Annotated in this window: 12 protein-coding genes; 6 read left to right on the top strand and 6 right to left on the bottom strand. The window is 70.5% G+C overall.

Annotated features, from left to right (window positions below):
- Window positions 1–275: 275 nt before the first annotated feature.
- Window positions 276–1,016: a hypothetical protein gene (locus ACFYUY_RS34630; RefSeq protein WP_387906655.1), complete on the top strand. Its 741-nt coding sequence runs from the start codon at window positions 276–278 to the stop codon at window positions 1,014–1,016.
- A 323-nt stretch (window positions 1,017–1,339) separates the two neighbouring features.
- Here the strand turns inward: ACFYUY_RS34630 and ACFYUY_RS34625 are convergent, their stop codons facing one another.
- Entirely contained in the window at window positions 1,340–2,071 is a 732-nt protein-coding gene (locus ACFYUY_RS34625; RefSeq protein ID WP_387906653.1) for a transposase, read from the bottom strand.
- Window positions 2,072–2,080: 9 nt separating this feature from the next.
- Entirely contained in the window at window positions 2,081–2,548 is a 468-nt protein-coding gene (locus ACFYUY_RS34620; RefSeq protein ID WP_387906650.1) for a transposase family protein, read from the bottom strand.
- A gap of 610 nt (window positions 2,549–3,158) precedes the next feature.
- Between ACFYUY_RS34620 and ACFYUY_RS34615 the strand changes: the two genes are divergently transcribed.
- Both ACFYUY_RS34615 and ACFYUY_RS34610 read left to right on the top strand, forming a co-directional pair.
- Window positions 3,159–3,662, top strand: coding sequence for a hypothetical protein (locus ACFYUY_RS34615; RefSeq protein ID WP_387906647.1), 504 nt, complete (start codon window positions 3,159–3,161; stop codon window positions 3,660–3,662).
- 504 nt (window positions 3,663–4,166) lie between these two features.
- On the top strand, window positions 4,167–6,647 hold the full coding sequence (locus ACFYUY_RS34610) for an NACHT domain-containing protein (protein WP_387906644.1): 2,481 nt from the start codon (window positions 4,167–4,169) through the stop codon (window positions 6,645–6,647).
- A gap of 288 nt (window positions 6,648–6,935) precedes the next feature.
- Here ACFYUY_RS34610 and ACFYUY_RS34605 read toward each other — a convergent pair whose 3' ends face one another.
- Window positions 6,936–7,523, bottom strand: coding sequence for a DUF6939 family protein (locus ACFYUY_RS34605; RefSeq protein ID WP_387906643.1), 588 nt, complete (start codon window positions 7,521–7,523; stop codon window positions 6,936–6,938).
- Between the two features lie 308 nt (window positions 7,524–7,831).
- A complete protein-coding gene (locus ACFYUY_RS34600) occupies window positions 7,832–8,209 on the bottom strand; it encodes a hypothetical protein (protein ID WP_387906641.1) in 378 nt (125 codons plus the stop codon).
- Window positions 8,210–8,943: 734 nt separating this feature from the next.
- Between ACFYUY_RS34600 and ACFYUY_RS34595 the strand changes: the two genes are divergently transcribed.
- The 3 genes from ACFYUY_RS34595 to ACFYUY_RS34585 all read left to right on the top strand — a co-directional run bounded on the left by ACFYUY_RS34595 (window position 8,944) and on the right by ACFYUY_RS34585 (window position 12,634).
- Entirely contained in the window at window positions 8,944–10,782 is a 1,839-nt protein-coding gene (locus tag ACFYUY_RS34595; RefSeq protein ID WP_387906639.1) for a hypothetical protein, read from the top strand.
- 1,077 nt (window positions 10,783–11,859) lie between these two features.
- Window positions 11,860–12,300: a contact-dependent growth inhibition system immunity protein gene (locus ACFYUY_RS34590; protein ID WP_387906636.1), complete on the top strand. Its 441-nt coding sequence runs from the start codon at window positions 11,860–11,862 to the stop codon at window positions 12,298–12,300.
- Window positions 12,290–12,634: a hypothetical protein gene (locus ACFYUY_RS34585; protein ID WP_387906633.1), complete on the top strand. Its 345-nt coding sequence runs from the start codon at window positions 12,290–12,292 to the stop codon at window positions 12,632–12,634. Before ACFYUY_RS34590 ends, ACFYUY_RS34585 begins: the two co-directional genes overlap by 11 nt.
- Window positions 12,635–13,158: 524 nt before the next feature.
- On the opposite strand, the gene ACFYUY_RS34580 is transcribed toward ACFYUY_RS34585, so the two are convergent.
- A complete protein-coding gene (locus tag ACFYUY_RS34580; RefSeq protein ID WP_387906630.1) occupies window positions 13,159–13,695 on the bottom strand; it encodes a hypothetical protein in 537 nt (178 codons plus the stop codon).
- A gap of 5 nt (window positions 13,696–13,700) precedes the next feature.
- Entirely contained in the window at window positions 13,701–14,447 is a 747-nt protein-coding gene (locus tag ACFYUY_RS34575; RefSeq protein ID WP_387906627.1) for a hypothetical protein, read from the bottom strand.
- Between the last annotated feature and the right edge of the window lie 1,171 nt (window positions 14,448–15,618).

Raw genomic sequence — 15,618 nt, 5'->3', positions numbered from 1 at the left:
GACGACGGCCAGTCCGCTCTGGACCAGCTACTGGAACGGCTTGCCGATGCCCCCACGCCAGCAGGGCCTACGCCACGTCAGATCGGTGTCCCAGCCACCGCGACACTCCTGCCTGTCGTCAACGTGACCGCCAGTCCCCGAGAGCGCGGTCCGGGAGGTCCATGCTGAACCCACGGCGGTCGCGGCCACTGGAGTTCGCGCTGCACCGAACCGCCTCGACCCGGTATCGTGCCGTCCTGCGAACCCACACCCTGTCTTGGGAAAAGAAGTGCAGGATGCACATCCTGGATGACCTCACCAGTCTTTCCTCTCGCGCAAAGAGTCTGCTTGAACGAACCGGCCGGCGCGATGATCCGCCGGAACCCCGGCTCTCCACCGAGTTCCTGCGGATCCGGGACTACTTCGGCCAGTTGATTCCCACTCCCATGATGCTCGTGATCCGCCGGGAGGGATTCGAGCAGAAGTACGGCGGACTCCGCTACCAAGTACGAAGCAGCTACACCGTCGAGGGCGAACGCCGCGAGGTGCTTCGCGATTGGCACTACGACCTGGGCCAGAACATGTGGACCGGCGCCGCTGACGGCTGGTACTTCGATTGGTTCGGGGAACGTGTGTCCTCCCCAGTGCGCTACCTGGTGCACACGGACGGACGAGTCGGAGTGGACGATGGAGGCGGCACGTTCCTCGAAATCGCCCCGTCCATCCCGGCACTCATCGAATCCCACGCTCTCACCGACACGGTCTCGACCTGGGACCGCACCACCGCCGAGGTCCACAGCTTCGCACTCGCCGAGCAACTCGACGGCCTCACCGACATTCCCGAAGCATCAGGCAGCACCATTCGATGGCGGCTGTCCGACAACGTCGCGGTCGAGGAGTTCCGGAGCTGGAGCAGCGGCGCGCCACGTCGTTGGCGCGCATTCATCTGGAGCCGAGGTGAAGCTGGCCGACGCCAGGTTGAAGAGGCCGCTGCTCGAGCGGCGGCCACACAGCAGACCCTGTCAGCCACCGGATGACGTCCGCTGCTTGACAGAGCTGATTCCACAGAATGATCCGATTGACATGACCTTCTACGACGCCCGAGTTCCAGGGCAGGGCGAGTCCTGCGATGACGGCGTCCTGGTCGCGGTCGATGCCTGCCGCGAGGCTGTGGAGGCTGGGCAGGTCGTCCTGCCGGACCGCGTCGAGCCATTCCCGGAGCCGTTCACCCTGGCGATCCGTCAGCATGACGGCGAAGGAGCGGACGTGCCGGGACGGTCTGGAGCCGGAGTTTCTCGGCCTCGGACAGCGCCGTGGGCCGCCGGAGGATCCGACCTGCGACGGTGCGGGGCGACGGCGGCTACGCGGTCACGGGCCGGGGAGAGGTCCGCTTCCGCCGCAGGTAGGCGCCGACGCGCTGGTAGCTGCCCTTGTATCCGAGCGGGACGATCTCCTCCCAGAGCTTCCAGGCATTGGTGCAGCCCTCGTTCCAGCGGTCGTCGAGGTAGGGCTTGTACTCGTCGAGGACGGACGGCCGGTTCTGCCACTGGCCCCGGAAGAATTCCTCCGGGTTCGCGGCGTCGGCCAGGGCCCTGACCGTGCGGTAGGTCATGCCGAGCTGCCGTTGGACGGCGCGCTTGCTGTGGCCCGCGGACAGCAGGGCGTGCACGGCCGCGTGCCGGGCCCGGGTACGGTCGGCGAACCGGAAGCCCGTCGGCCAGGGCTGGTCCGCGTCTTCCTCCTGGACCACGGGATCGGCGACAACAGCCGAATTTGGCAGGGGAGTTGCCGCGTGTGGGCGCTGCCGGTGGCGGGCGACGGCCCGCTCGGCCGCCTCGCTGAGGTTGTGCCACAGATGCCACCGGTCCGCGACCTGGACGGCCTGCGGCGCTCCGACGGTGGCGCCCTCGGCGAAGAACGGTGCGCGGTCCCGGCGTACGATCTCGACGCCCGGCCGCTGGGTGTGCCAGGCCGCCAGGCTCGACGCCTCCCGGTCGGGCAGCAGGTCCACGGGTCGTCGGGTCTCGGCGTCGACCAGGACCGTCCCGTAGGCGCGGCCCTTGCGCGTCGCGTACTCGTCGACGCCCACCACCCGCGGGGCTCACGGCTCCGGATCGGGAAGTTCCTCGACCAGCCGCAGCACCGTGCTCCGGCTCGCCGACACCCCGAACACGGCGGCCACCCGGGCCCCGGCTCCCCCGGCCATTGCCAGACCGACCGCGGCGAGCGCCGCCCGCAACCGCTCGGTCCACCGGCCGTGGCGACGGGTCGACCCCGGTACATGCTCGACGAAGGTCCGCCGCCCGGACGATGAGTTGCGGCACACGAAGCGCCGCACCCGCAGGCTCGGCCGCACCCGTCTACCCCCGACTGGCCCGTCGACGGGAAACCGCAGGTAGGAGCTGTGAACCCGGGTCGACCACTCCTCACACCCCGGGCAGCTGTGGCCCGTTGCCGAGGACTTGAGCCTCACGTTCACCGACTCGATGTTCACGTCGACCGACAGCACCGCGACACCCGCGACCGACGGAGACAGCAAGCCCTCCAGCCGGGGCACCAGATCACCCACGGTTCCGCGCTGTCGGCCACCGCGGCCCGGAGGCTGGCGACATTCGGGCGACTTCCCGACGCTTATCGCACCGCTCCACCACCACTCACCGCTTTCAGACCACGGAAGTTGAGCCGAAACCGCAACTCGTGAACAAAGCCAGCGGCACCGACCGACAGGCGGCCGCCCGACGAGCGGACGAACACGTCCTCGACACCGCCCCGGACCGGGCCCGGCAGCCAACCAGGACCGCGAGGCCCGATAGCGGGCGGGAAGCACGGCACCACGACGGACGGCAGGCCGCGACCCAGCACCAGCAACACCGTCCCGCCGGCGGCAGACGGGACTGAACGGCAGCGGGACGGAACGGCGGACCGGCGGCCGCGGGCCGACCGACGGGACGCGCCGCCCGGATCATGGAGCAGCGCGACGGCGTCGACCATCACCTGCGCTGGCACCCGGACCCGGCTGGAGTCCGGACGAGCAGGCACGAACAGGCCACCGATGCTCGCCCCGAGCCGGTCCCCGCCGCATCGGGAGGTCTGACGGCTGGCCAGGATGCAGCAATCGGAGGCGGCGGAGGTCCGCGGTGAGGCTTCCGCCGACCGGCCGGGTCGGCGATCATGGAGCGATGAACGATCGAGCCCTCGACGTGGCATCATCAAGCTTCCCGACGGGGCGGCGTTTTCGTATCTGGCGCTACGGCATTGGCCACATGACGCTGCTGCTGCGCAGCGCCGCCTGGCACGAAGGGCAGGAAACGCTCGACGTTTGGTTCGACGGGGTCAGGGCCGTCGACCTGCTGGAGAGCTTCGGGCCCCTCACCATCCGCGCGGCCGGCCCGGACGAAATCGAGCAACTCATGGTCCGCACGGCCGGTCTCATCCACGACCCAGTCAACCGGCCGCCCCTGTGCCTGGTCCTCTCCAGCGACCAGTACGAAGGCTCCGTCGTCTGCGCCCACGTACGCGTCACCGCCACCACCCGAGCCGCAGGCCTCATCGGCGCGCCCCCGGTCGCCCCCGAGAGCGGACGGCTGCTCTGGAGTGCCGGACCCACCGGCCACGCCACACCACGACACGAGTACACCCTCCACGAGGCCGGCCACGCCTTCCTCCGAGGCCAACCCGCATGAGGGCGACCCCGAGGGCAGGGTCCGCCCCGCACCCGTGGGGCAAGCCGTTGACCGCCGGTGAGACTGCGGACAGGCCGTCATGCACAAGTCCTGTGTCAGCACTGGGCCCGCGCTGACTTGCCGGACAGTACCATTCGTCGGCAAGAGGCGGTACCCGCTGATGCCTTTCGCGTCAGCCAGCTTGCTTGGGTTCTGCATCACCGTGGCCAAGGCCAGTCGGACGGTGATCGTGAAGGTCATCCGATGGACGAGCCGGGCTGGGACTTGATCGCTTACGACTAGAACATGTTTATCCATGTCTTTTATGTTCAAAGACATGAGCACAGATCTTGATTGAACAGGACTCCGATGTTCCGCTGAAGACCTAAGCTCCATCAAGCCGCGTCAGTCAGAGCGGCACTGCCCGCGCAGTCCATCGAAGCCCCTCGCCACCGGCGTCCCGCCTGACAGCATGTCGAGGTGACTGAAGAGGTACACAACCGCAACGAGGGTCCGGTCCGGAACTTGATCCAGACCGGGAGCGCCCGCGACATCTACGTGGGCTCCTCCCCCGGCTCCCATCGCGCACGCTCCGCCTCCGCCGACGCCGAGAGCTATGCGTTGGACGGGCTGGCCCGCGAGGTCCTGGATCAATGGCGGGATGAGGCCGGCGTTCGCGGCCTGCGGAGGCGCGTTCCGATGGGGATTCCCTGCGAGCTGGAGCAGGGGCACGGAAACGAGCCGGACGAGGGGCGCCCTGAGCCGGTCGGGCTCGAGGCTCTGGTCGCACGTGCCACCGCGCTCTCGCCGCACCAGCTGGTGATCACCGGGGCACCCGGAGCAGGCAAGTCCTCCATCGCCGTCCTTCTCGTCCTCGGACTGCTGAAGGGCAGGGAGCCGGACTCCGGGGAGGCCGTTCCCGTCATCCTGTCACTGTCGGACTGGAACCCGGAGGTCAACCTCTGGGACTGGGTCGTCAGGCGGGTGAGCGAGGACTACGAGGAGCGCGTCAAAGGCCTCGATCCGTACACGGTGAAGGCGCTGGTGCAGAACCGGCGGATCGTTCCGGTACTGGACGGCTTCGACGAGCTCCTGCCGCTCGCCCGCGGGGATGCCGCCAAAGCGCTCACCCTTCTGTTCGATACGGGAGAGTCGCTGGTCCTGACGTCCAGACCGGAGGCCTACCAGGACGCCGTCGACGAGGTGCCCCTCCTGCGGGGTGTTCCGGTGCTGCGTGTCCTGCCGGTACCGCCCGAGGCCGGACGGACCTACCTCGACCAGCTGTGCGATCAAGAACGCCTCGGATCCTGGCGCCAGGTCTTCGAGACGATGGAGAGCGATCCCGAGGGCCCGGTCGCCCAGGCCCTCTCCTCACCCCTGATGCTCGGGCTCGCGGCGACGGTGTACACGCCGAAGGAGGCCGACCCGCGTGAGCTGCTCGACGCGAAGCGGCTGCCCACGCGGGCCGACGTCGAGGGCCATCTCCTGGACGGGGTGATCCCCGCCGTCTGCGCGCAGGGGCCGCGGCCGTCCTACCTCCCCGGACCGGTGCGCCGCTGGAGGCCCACCAGGGCGCCCGCGTACTTCGCTTTCCTCGCCGCCGAGCTCCACCGTCGGCGCACCCACACCATCGCGTGGTGGAAGCTGCGGAGCCTGCCGACCGAACCGGGCGTCTGGGGCGCCGTCGTCATCGTCGCCGCAGCCGTCTGCGGCACGTCGGCGAGCTACGCGTTCGCGGGGCTCGCCGCCCTCTTCGGGGCCTCTCCCCCATGCCCCGGGCTCGGGATCGCGGGAGTGGGCCAGGCACTCGGGGCCGTCGCCTCGGTCGCCATCGTCACCACGGCGTTCGGGAGGATCCTGACGAGGCACCTGTTCAGCGGCTTCGACGACCGCCCGCGCCGGCCCGCGCCCGGAACCAGTGGACAGCTGTTCCTGGCAGGGTCGGCGCTGACCACCGCGGCCGTCGGCGTCGCCCTGCCCGGCAGCACATCGGCGTACCTGTGCGTGTTCGTCCTCCCCCTGGTGTCCGGTGTGCTGCTGGCCCGTTCGTCCGAGTCCGATCTGGCGGCCAGACCGGCGCAGTTGCTGCGCGGCGAGCGCAGGGTCGCCCGGGTGGAGGCCGTGGTGGTCGCTCCGGCCGTCGCAGGGACGTCCGTGGCGTTCTTCCACTGGCTCTACGGTGATCCGCTTCTCATCGTCGGCGGGCTCGCCATCGCCTGGTCGTGCTCGGCCGCGGTGCTGATGGCTCTCAGCCGATGGGGCCGCTGGTACGCCACACGCCTCTTCCTTGCGGGACGGCGACGTCTGCCACGGGATGTCCTGGGCTTCCTCGAGGAGGGCCGCCGGCTGGGCGTGCTCCGGCGGGTCGGCACGGTCTACCAGTTCCGGCACGCCGCGCTCAGGGACAGGCTTGCGGGTGCGGCGCCAGGCGGGACGGCCGATAGCGCCGAGGATCCACGCGAGGTGGTCCTCAGGAGCAGCGTGGGCACCGTCAGGGCCCTGCGGGCGCTGACGTCCGACCTGTCGGCGCTGACCGCCGTCTTCCTTCTGGTGGTCTCCCCGATGGCCTCGGGGCCGGACTTCCGTGCCGATCTGCACCAGAGCTGGCTCCTGCTGGCGCGCTGGTGGCCTCTGCTGGCGGCGGTGCTCGGCGTCCTCGTCCTGGGAGGACTGGCCTTGCGGATGGTGGCGACGCGGCTTCGCATCGACGGCGAGGGCGTGCAGCTCAACGAGGGCCGCCGCCTGCGGCTGCGGTGGGACCAGGTGACGGAGGTCCGGGTGCGCCGGATCCGGTTCAGTCGGAACGCGGAGGACGGCGCCCCCGGTGTGAACGTCTCCTACTGCCTCGTGATGAGGCCGGTGACCGGGCTGGCGACCCCGCGGCACCTCACCGACTCGCAAGGCTGGGTCAGGGTGTGGGAGCTGGGCTCCACCGAGGTGGTGCCGCTGGCCCTGGAGGCCGCGTTGTCCCGCTTCGCCGGCGATCGCTGGCGCCGTGATGTCTGAGGCCTGAGGCGCCGTCCCGGACCGAGCACGCTCCGGACGGCTCCTGGATCGGCCTCGGGAATTTTCCGCGGAAAATTCGAGACGGAGGGAAGTCGGTCGACATGGACCCCGACGGCACCGATCCTGGCGGCACGGACCGGGTGCCCCGTGAGGCGGATCCCGGCCCTGGGTCGGTGCTCCGGGGTCCTTCGGAATTTTCCGCGGAAAATCAGCGGGTCCGATCCCGCCCAGCGACGACCGAGCATCCGCGGACCCCGGCCCACCCGTCGCGCCCCGTCCCGGCGGCACTCATGGCATTCGCCCGGCGATCCCGCCGGACTCCTCGATCCCCTCCTCGTCGTACCAGCGCCCCTCGATGTAGAGCTGGATGAGCGCCGCGTGCGAGAGCGGGCTGGTGAGGTCGGTGACGTCCCCGTTGGTGGTGTAGTCGAGGAGTACGACGTCGTCCTTGCTCCCGATCAGCTCGACCAGATCCGCGGCGCGGTGCTCCAGGATCCAGCGGTAGGCCGGCAGATAGATCCGACGGCGGGCCGTCTCGTAGGACAGCAGCCGGTCGCCGTGCAGGCCGGCTCGGTGTCCCCGGACGGGGCCGTGTCGACGGACCGTCCGTTTCAGGCCTTTCATCGTGGTGACGCCGAGCTTCGCGGGGTCGACGTCGGAGTCCTGGAAGACCTTGAGGGCCTGCCAGATCCCCTCCACCGATTCACCGGTCACACCGTCGCTGTACGGGACGGGAATGCCGCCGTGCGGGTAGAACGGGCTCAGCCGCACCCACGGGTCCGGTGCCTTGGAGGTCACGTCGATGATCTCCGCACCGGGGAACGCGGCGGTCAGCGACGGCGTCGCACGGCGACGGCTGGCAGTATTGATCGACACCTGAAGTCCCCCTGTCGTGAGGTCGTCAGCCACCGAGCATCCCCGATGGCACTGACATCCCACCCCGACCGTGGACGTGGACGCGACTGCGTGTGGCTGGTCGAGAGGGATGCCACCGGCCCGCCGGAATCCGTCAGCGGCACCGGTTCCACGAGCCGGTGGATTCGGCAGGTCGCTGGACTGTGTGGTTCAGGTGTGTCGACGACGATCGGCTGCCGATTGGCTTGTTCACCGATTTCGATTCCGGTCGCACCGTTGTGGTCGGTCCGCGGCGAGTGATCGGCCGCCTCGCAGAATCGGCGCGTTGCCTACCAGATCTGGACTCCGCCGCGGATCCGCGAGGCCCGGTGGGCGGCGTCGAGGATGTTGTTCAGCCGACCGGCGATCTCGCCGACGCGCTGGGCGACGGGCTTGGACGAGTCCATGCGAGCGGCGATGGACTCGACGTTTCCCTGGAGCAGGAGGACTTCCTCGATGAACTCCGGAACGTCCTCCGGGGGAACACGGAGATCGTCTCCAGCCAGCTGAGGGAAGAACCGCGCACCGAGTGAGCGGACGGTTTCCGATCCCCACACCGTGGTGCGCCAGCTCTCGAAGCCGGCAAGATCAGACGACCCTTCGGGGGCGTCAAGAAAGCGGGACTCACCGTTCTCATCAGCGGTGAACACGTCTACCGACAAGCTCATGCACGCAGTGGACCATGTCCTTACCCAGCTGGCCCACGTCTTCTGCGCTCCGGTACGCGAGATCGGCCGAGGCACGGTCACGGGGCCAGCAGAACACGCTTCCGCAGTGGTCCGGAGCCAGTGCGTGCGTACGTTTGACATTCGATCATCCGAGCATCGCGGAGATGTCTGGCTGACCTGCCTGCTCGTCCTCGGTGGCCATGCGGTGACTGTGGAGACCGAACGCAACGGTGGCTACGGGATTCGGCACCGGGTGGGTCCACGGCAGCCGGTATCCCGTTCCAAGGTGAGAGCTGATCACGGTGACGACGCAGCGAGAAGCCCGGCGCCGGTGACAGATCGATCGACCAGATGGTGCCGACGACGATCAGAGTCTTCCGAAAGAACCAGGCCTGAGCCCGCTCCGAGTGACAGCCGTCCCCACCGGTCACACTCCGCACGGAGGCCCGGCTGAGTCCGTGCTACGGAATTTTCCGCAGAAAATTCACGGCCCGCAGTGACCCGTCCGACCTGGCGAGGCGATGCCTCGGCACCGCCTGGATCGCCGCTCGCACTCGGCGCCCGTGTCACCGGCCCGGTCACAGGCACCAGGGCCCGTGGGATTTTCCGCGGAAAATCGATCGGCAGGGCACGGGCCGGATGACGCCTGGCCGGGGAGCACGTTCACGTCCGGCCGCCCCAGCCCGCTCCGCGTCCGGCCCGCGTGTCGGCACCGGCGCCTAGAGTTCGCGAACGTGAGACCACCTGAAGAACTGGACACCATCGACTGGCCGTCCCTCGGCCACGCCTACGGCGACGGCGGCGACGTCCCCGGCTGGATACGCGCCCTCTACTCCGACGACCGGGAGCAGGCGCGCACGGCCGTCTTCGAGTTCTTCGGCCGAGCCCTGCACCAGGGGTCGGTGTCATCGGCCGCCGCGGCCGCCGTCCCCTTCCTCGCCCACGCGGCGGTGCACACCGCCCACGAGCGGGTCGCCCTGCTCGCGGCTCTGGCCGGGTGCGGGGGCACCGCGGCGACGCCGGAGCCGGAGTCCGACGACGAGGTACGGGGATGCGCCCAGGTGGCCGCCGAGGTGGGTGGGCTGCTGCCCCTGCTGCGCGATGACGATCCGCTCGTACGCCGGAACACCGTCCGAGTCGCCCGCCGTGCCACCGGTGGAACCCTCCCGACGGTGCTCCGCGAGCTGACCGGCTGCTACGACTCCGACCCCGCCGACACGGTCCGCGCCGAGGCGCTGACCGTCCTGACCCTCCTCGACCCTGATCCGCTCGCCGCCCACCGCCGTCTCCGCTCCGCCCTCACCGACCCGGTGCCGGCCGTCCGCGCCGCGGCCGCCCTGGCTCTCCTGGAACGGACCGAGGCGCCCTACCCGGCCGACGTGGTCGCCGTCCTGGCCGAGGCCGGAGGCGACCCGGACTTCGACGCCGACACCGACGAGTTCGTTCCGGGGATCGGAACCACCGACGAACGCGCCTGGATCCTGACCGAGGACGCGGACGCCCTCGCGGCGGTGGCCCGCGGTTGGATCGCCCGAGGAGACCACCAGGGCCGAGGCCTACGCCGCGCCCGTCAGCTGTCCGAGCTGTGGCGCGACCGCGAGGACGAGACCGTCGGCCTGCTCGGCGCCACCCTGCCGCACGAGCACTCCCCCTGGGACCTCGGCATCCTGATCGGCGCCGTCTCCCGGTGGCTGCCCTACGTCCGCCACCCCGACCCGGCGCTCGCCGACGGCCTCCTCCCCCACACCCGCAGCGACTTCCTCGCCGCCCGCATGGCCCAGACGGTCCTCGGTCAGCTCGGTGATCCACGCCTGCTCACCGAGGTTCCCGACCCGAGCCCGGAGGCATTGGCCGCACTCGCCGTCCGGACCCGCAGCCCCGAGCACCAGCGCCTCGCCCTGCGGCACCCTGACGGCACCGGACTGGACGGCCTCTACGCCGGCCTCTCCCCCGAGGAAGCCCTCGCCCATCTGCCCGACCTCACGCGCCTGCTGCTGCGGCATCCCACCCGGGCCCTCGTCCACCGCTTCGCCGACTGGGCGATCCGGGACGCCGAACTCCTCGACCGACTGGAAACCCTCGCCCGCACCACCAGCGACGACAGCCTCGCCACCGCCGCGACGGTCACCGCCGCCTGCCTCGGCGGCGATCCGGACGCCGCCCTGCGGCTGCTGGAGCACGGGCTGGCGGACAGCGCACGCCAGATCGTGGAGGCGGGCCGCCTGGGTGAAGCCGCCGCTCCCCTGCTGCCCCTGATCGAGCGGCATCTCGACGACGGCTCCGACTGGACCCGGTTGCACTCCGCCGAGGCCCACTGGCACATCATCGGCGACCCGTCTCTCGCGGTTCCCGTCCTGACCGCGTTGGTCGAACCGTCCCTCCCGGTGGGGGTACGAGCCCTGCAGGCACTTCACCGGATCGGACCGCCCTACCCGTCAGACCTGGCACCGCGCCTGCCGCACTACGGGACCAGTGAGCGCCGCCTGCTGCGCGAGTACGACCCGTGGTTCCCCGTCGAGGAGCGGCACCTGGACGAACAGCTACGCGAGACGGCCCTCCGGATGCTCGCCTGACGCCGCCGGGAGACACCGGAGCCTGCGGGGGAGTGGGCGGGAAGGGCGGAGCTGAGGACAGGACGCCGGGTCGAGTACGGGTACTCATGAAACGGCCGGACCTCGCGGGACACGATACGAACCATGGGAATCGGCTGTCGGCGGGGCAGTCGGACACGCAGGGCGGCCCTCATGCTCGCGGGCTACGCGGCGGCGGGTGCGGTGGTGTTCGGCGGGGTGAGGGTCACCGGGGTCTGGGAGGGGGGAGCTCTTCCCGGTCGCCGATCCGGCCGCCACCGCCGAGCACCTGAACGGCCCGACGCTGGCCGTCTACGACGCGCTCGGCCTGTCCGACGGGCTGCCGATCGAGTTGCTGCACAACCCCGGTGTCCAGGCCGACACCTCCGACTGCCACCGACGGGGGCTCGCCCACTTCGTCGGCAACCTGGGGGACAACCCCTCCGCACGAACCCGGCACGGCGGCGGTCAGCGCCGCCTTCACGCTCACCGGGCTCACCCACGAACAGGCCGCCGAGGCGACGGAGCGGGCCCGCCGATCCCCGACCGGGCAGGGCTGGACAGTCGGCTTCCACGACGTCCACGACGGCGCCCGGCTGAAGCTCACGCCCCCGACCAACTGCCCCGGCAGTGTCGCCGAGAACGTCTTCGTCGGCTACTACGACCGGAGTGGCTTCTTCACCATCGACGCGCGTGCGGAGGGCGCCCACCACCTCGGCGACACACCCGTGGACTACGAGGAGAAGCCGGAGCAGCTGGCGTGCCTCCGGTGCCGGCTTAGGTCCGCCGGGACTGACCGCGGTCCCCGCAGAGGATTTTCTGCGGAAAATCCGGACCCGCCGGAGGCCGGCCCACAGCAGATCTCCGCCCCGCGAGGTCGCCGGTGGGGGAGAGCCGGCAGGCCCCGGGATCACCGCCCGGCGACCCCCAGACACCGGGCTTCGATTTTCCGCGGAAAATCCGGGCCCCGGGAAACCGCCTCCGAGGACGGGCACCGGAGGGCGCGCGACGGCGCACGGTCGGCAGTACCGGGACCGCGTGCGGGATCCGGCCTGAAACTATCGGGCGGTGCTACGACACGTGAACCGTGACCGCTCTCTCGAGGATCTTGAGCGCGACCGCTGGGCGGCCCCATCGGCCGGCGAGACCCGGCTGACGGCGACCGTGCGCGAACTTCGGCGCAAGCCGATCGGCAGCCTGACGGTCGAGGACATGCGGTTGCTGATCAGACAGGACGTGGGCCTCGCCTACGTCCTCCCCCTGGCGGTCGAGGCCCTCCGGGTCGACCCGCTGGCGGAGGGTGACATGTACGAGGGCGATCTCCTGGCCGCCGTTCTCACCAGGAGTGCCGAGGTCTGGAGCGAGCGTCCCGACCTCAGGCGGGATGTCCGCCTGGCCATCTCGGGGCTGGCCGACATACCGCCTGCCCTGGCACCCGAGGTCGAGGCGTTTCTGGCTCTCCAGTGCTGTGACCGCAAAGGTTCGCCGGGTTGCCTGGCAGGATCTCCCCATGCTGGATGAGAAGCTCGACGCGCTTGCGCAGATGATGGCAGAGCACATGGCCAGGCCGTTCCCGCCCGGCTTCCGCGGCCTGGACATCGAGGGTCGGGACATGGTGATGCTCGACTCGGACGCCTATGCCTACGCCGCCTGCGTCTACGAAGACCTGCTCAGCGAGCAGGCCCACGCGCGCCTGACGCGGCTGACGTCGGCGTTCGGGAAGGTCCTTCCGGCGATCGACGACGAGTACGCGGCCAAGTACTACAAGCATCTGCACGACATGGTCGTGCTGTCTGCCGAGATCGAGAGCCAGCGCAAGGAGTACTCCCCGCCAGGGGTGCAGCGCACCCGGTGAACCTTTGCGGGCAGATCACTGGTCCGACGAATGCTACCGCCGACGAGAGGTCGGCCGACCGTCTGCGAGGACTGCCGAACGAGCGGCTCACGGTGAGCCCGGCAACGCCTCGGCAACGGGACCCGGCGGACTTCAGGCACGCTCCACCGTCCACGGATCTCCGCGCCATGAATTTTCCGCAGAAAATCGCGAGCCAGCCGGCCAGCGCGCACTGGCACCTCCGCCCGGCCGGATCGGCGGTGCTGTACCTCCGCTGCTCAGCCATACCGGTGATCCCCGCTCAGCGACGGCCCGCCCCGGAGGCAGGCGGCACGTCCGGGTCCAGCGGGTTCAGGTCGAAGAGGCCCGGGAGAGAGGCGGAGCCCGCTCCGACATGTACCGGAGCCAGGGTCGCTCCAGGACGCCACGGCCGACGCCCTGGAGCGTGGCCACCGCATCACCGACCTCGAACGAGGTCGTCACCCTGGCCGGTCGACCGGAGGAACGAGCACCCGTGGCGTGGCGGGCCACCGGCCAACGGGTACTCACCCGGCCTGACACGAGACATCGACCCCGGATGAGGGAGCGGCGGGGCGGTGATCGCTTCCCGCCGCCATCGCATCGACGAGCTGGAACACCTGTGTGCCGTCCATGAAGGAGCCGTCGGGCTCTCGCCCGAAGGCGGCCGCGAGGACAGCGGGGAGATCCGCATCGGGGACAGCCGCGCGTACCTCCGCCAGGACATCGGGGAAGTCGGTGTCATCGACGCAGCCCAGATACTCCTGACGCAGGCGGTGGACGACCTCCACCAGCTCGGGCCGCAGCCGCATCCAGGCGCGGGCCGTCCGGATCTCCTCCGCGACCTGGTCCATGAACCAACGCATGACCTCGTACGGGATGTCGAGGTGCCGTCCTTGGGGATCGAAGCACACCGTCGGCTCGCATGCCGGATCCTCGTCGGGGATGACCGCGGTCACCACGGCCCGTTGCTCCCGGACGAGGTCCAGTTCCAGATACCACGCGTCGTCAGGTACGGAGTACATCGCGGTGATCGCGTAATCGCGACTGGGGCTCGTGGCCATCGTTCTCAGGCCTTCGGGTCGGTCGGCGGTGTGGTGTGGACCTCGGCGTCCGGGGCCAGCCGCAGGCCGGCCATGACGAGAAAGTCGGTGAGTGCGATCGAGTCGCCGTCGGTTCCGTCATCCCACCTGGCCCAGAGGATCGACTCCTCGCCGTCCCAGGTGCCGGTGGACTGGTCCGGATGCCGCTCGACACTTCCCTCGCCGTGCCGGTACCGCAGGTACAGGTACTGGCCCGTGGTCGTCCAGGCGTCCCACTGCGAAGGGCCGCTCCTGCAGGCCCGCACCACTCGCGCGATGGTCACGTCCTCGTGCAGATGGGCCTCGACCGGGCCGAGGTACTGGTCGTGCGCGATGAGGAGCTCGTCGACGAGGCCGAGCAGGCGGACGCTCCCGTCCTGGAACTGGAGCGTGAGACCGGCGGTGAAGCGGACCCGGCCGTCGTCGTAATCGATCTCCCGGACCGAGCGGATCGACTGCCCGATGAAGCGGGTCACCGCAACGTCCGGCGAACCGTACTCGCTCACCGAGACGCTTCCGTCCTCGTCCATCGAGTACGGCTCATACGGCTGGGAGGCCCGCAGCGACAAGCCCGTCGAGGGCGTGCGGAACAGGACCGGGCCCAGCCCCTCCAGGTGGAGCCACAGGTGCACCAGCGACGGCTCGTCGTCCGCGTAGTGGTGCCAGGCCGTGGTCACCTTCAGCAGTCGCCTCCCGATCAGGTCGGCGCCGAACAACTCCTCATCGTCGATCACCCGCCGATGCTCGCACGGCCTCACCGGCAGGACATCCGAATTCCTGACCCGGCTGCTCTCCCCGCATTCGGCTCCGCCGCGACCCGACGCCACCGGCGGGGCAGCCGCCCGAACCGGCGACCGGGGGATCGGGCTGACTGCGGCTTCCGCTCCTCGGCTGGCCGAGTCGACGAGCCGGACACCGGTGCTGCCGACCGTCCGGAGCCACAGAATTTTCCGCGGAAATTCGCCGGACCGGATCCTCTGAGCATCCCGGCCGGCCTTACGGCAGCGACCCGAAATCGGTCCGACGAGGATCCCGACGTGGCTCGACGTCCACCGGAAGGGCCGGCTCGACGAGCCCGCACCGGCAGCGTACGTGTGCCCGGAGTGCGGACGGGCCGGCCTCCATCCGGCCTTCACCGCTCCACGGTCGCCCTCCCTGAGCGTCATGGCATCGCTCTTGCGCGGGGCGTGCCTACGCGGGACCCATCCCGGGACCTGCCCGCTGGCGGGGCCGGGAAGGTCTGGGACCCGGACGGTCCTGAGCGCGAGAGGCCCGTGCCCGGCTTCGCGCGGATCCCGCCTGCAGGTCGGTGGGACGGGCGCTGGCCGCCTTCTGGAGCACGCCACCAGGGGTCAGGCGAAGCACAGTTCCCCGTCCGCCGCGGCTACCAGCCACTGGGCGCGATCGATCCCCTGCGGCCAGCAGCCGCCCTCGGCAGCAGAAGCGGGAGGGGAAGGCGGATCCGATGACGCGTTCCGCCGCGACGACGGCCTCGTGCGGAGCGGGTGGAGGAGCCTGCCGCTTCCCGGCGATCCTCCGGCAGGCTATCGATCATGCGCGCGGCGGAGTGCCCGGTAGGTCGCCGCCTGCCGCTGTGCCCCAGCCGCGTGCCCGGACGGGCGAACGACGTGCCCCGCGTCCAGCGCGTGATGAGCGCCCTGCACGTTCCCGGGCCGATCGGCTGGACGCCCGTCCGGTTCCCGGGGTTCCTCCTGGCGGGCAAGGCCGTCCTTCAGGAGGAACCGCGCGGAGAGCCGCCGCGCACAACGGCGGTGGGGGGGGGGGGCGGCCGCGGGGCCCCCCCCCCCCCCCGGGGCCGGCGCCCGGCGGGCGGGGGGGGGGGGTTGCCCCCGTGGGGCATCGCCGGGGGGGGCGGGGCGCCCCCCGCGCGGGGGGGGGTGTTGG

It is taken from the genome of Kitasatospora sp. NPDC004745 (assembly GCF_042873275.1).
GTDB lineage: Bacteria > Actinomycetota > Actinomycetes > Streptomycetales > Streptomycetaceae > Kitasatospora.
Note: the sequence above shows the minus strand (reverse complement) of the source record. Positions and strands in the feature narration are given on the sequence as shown.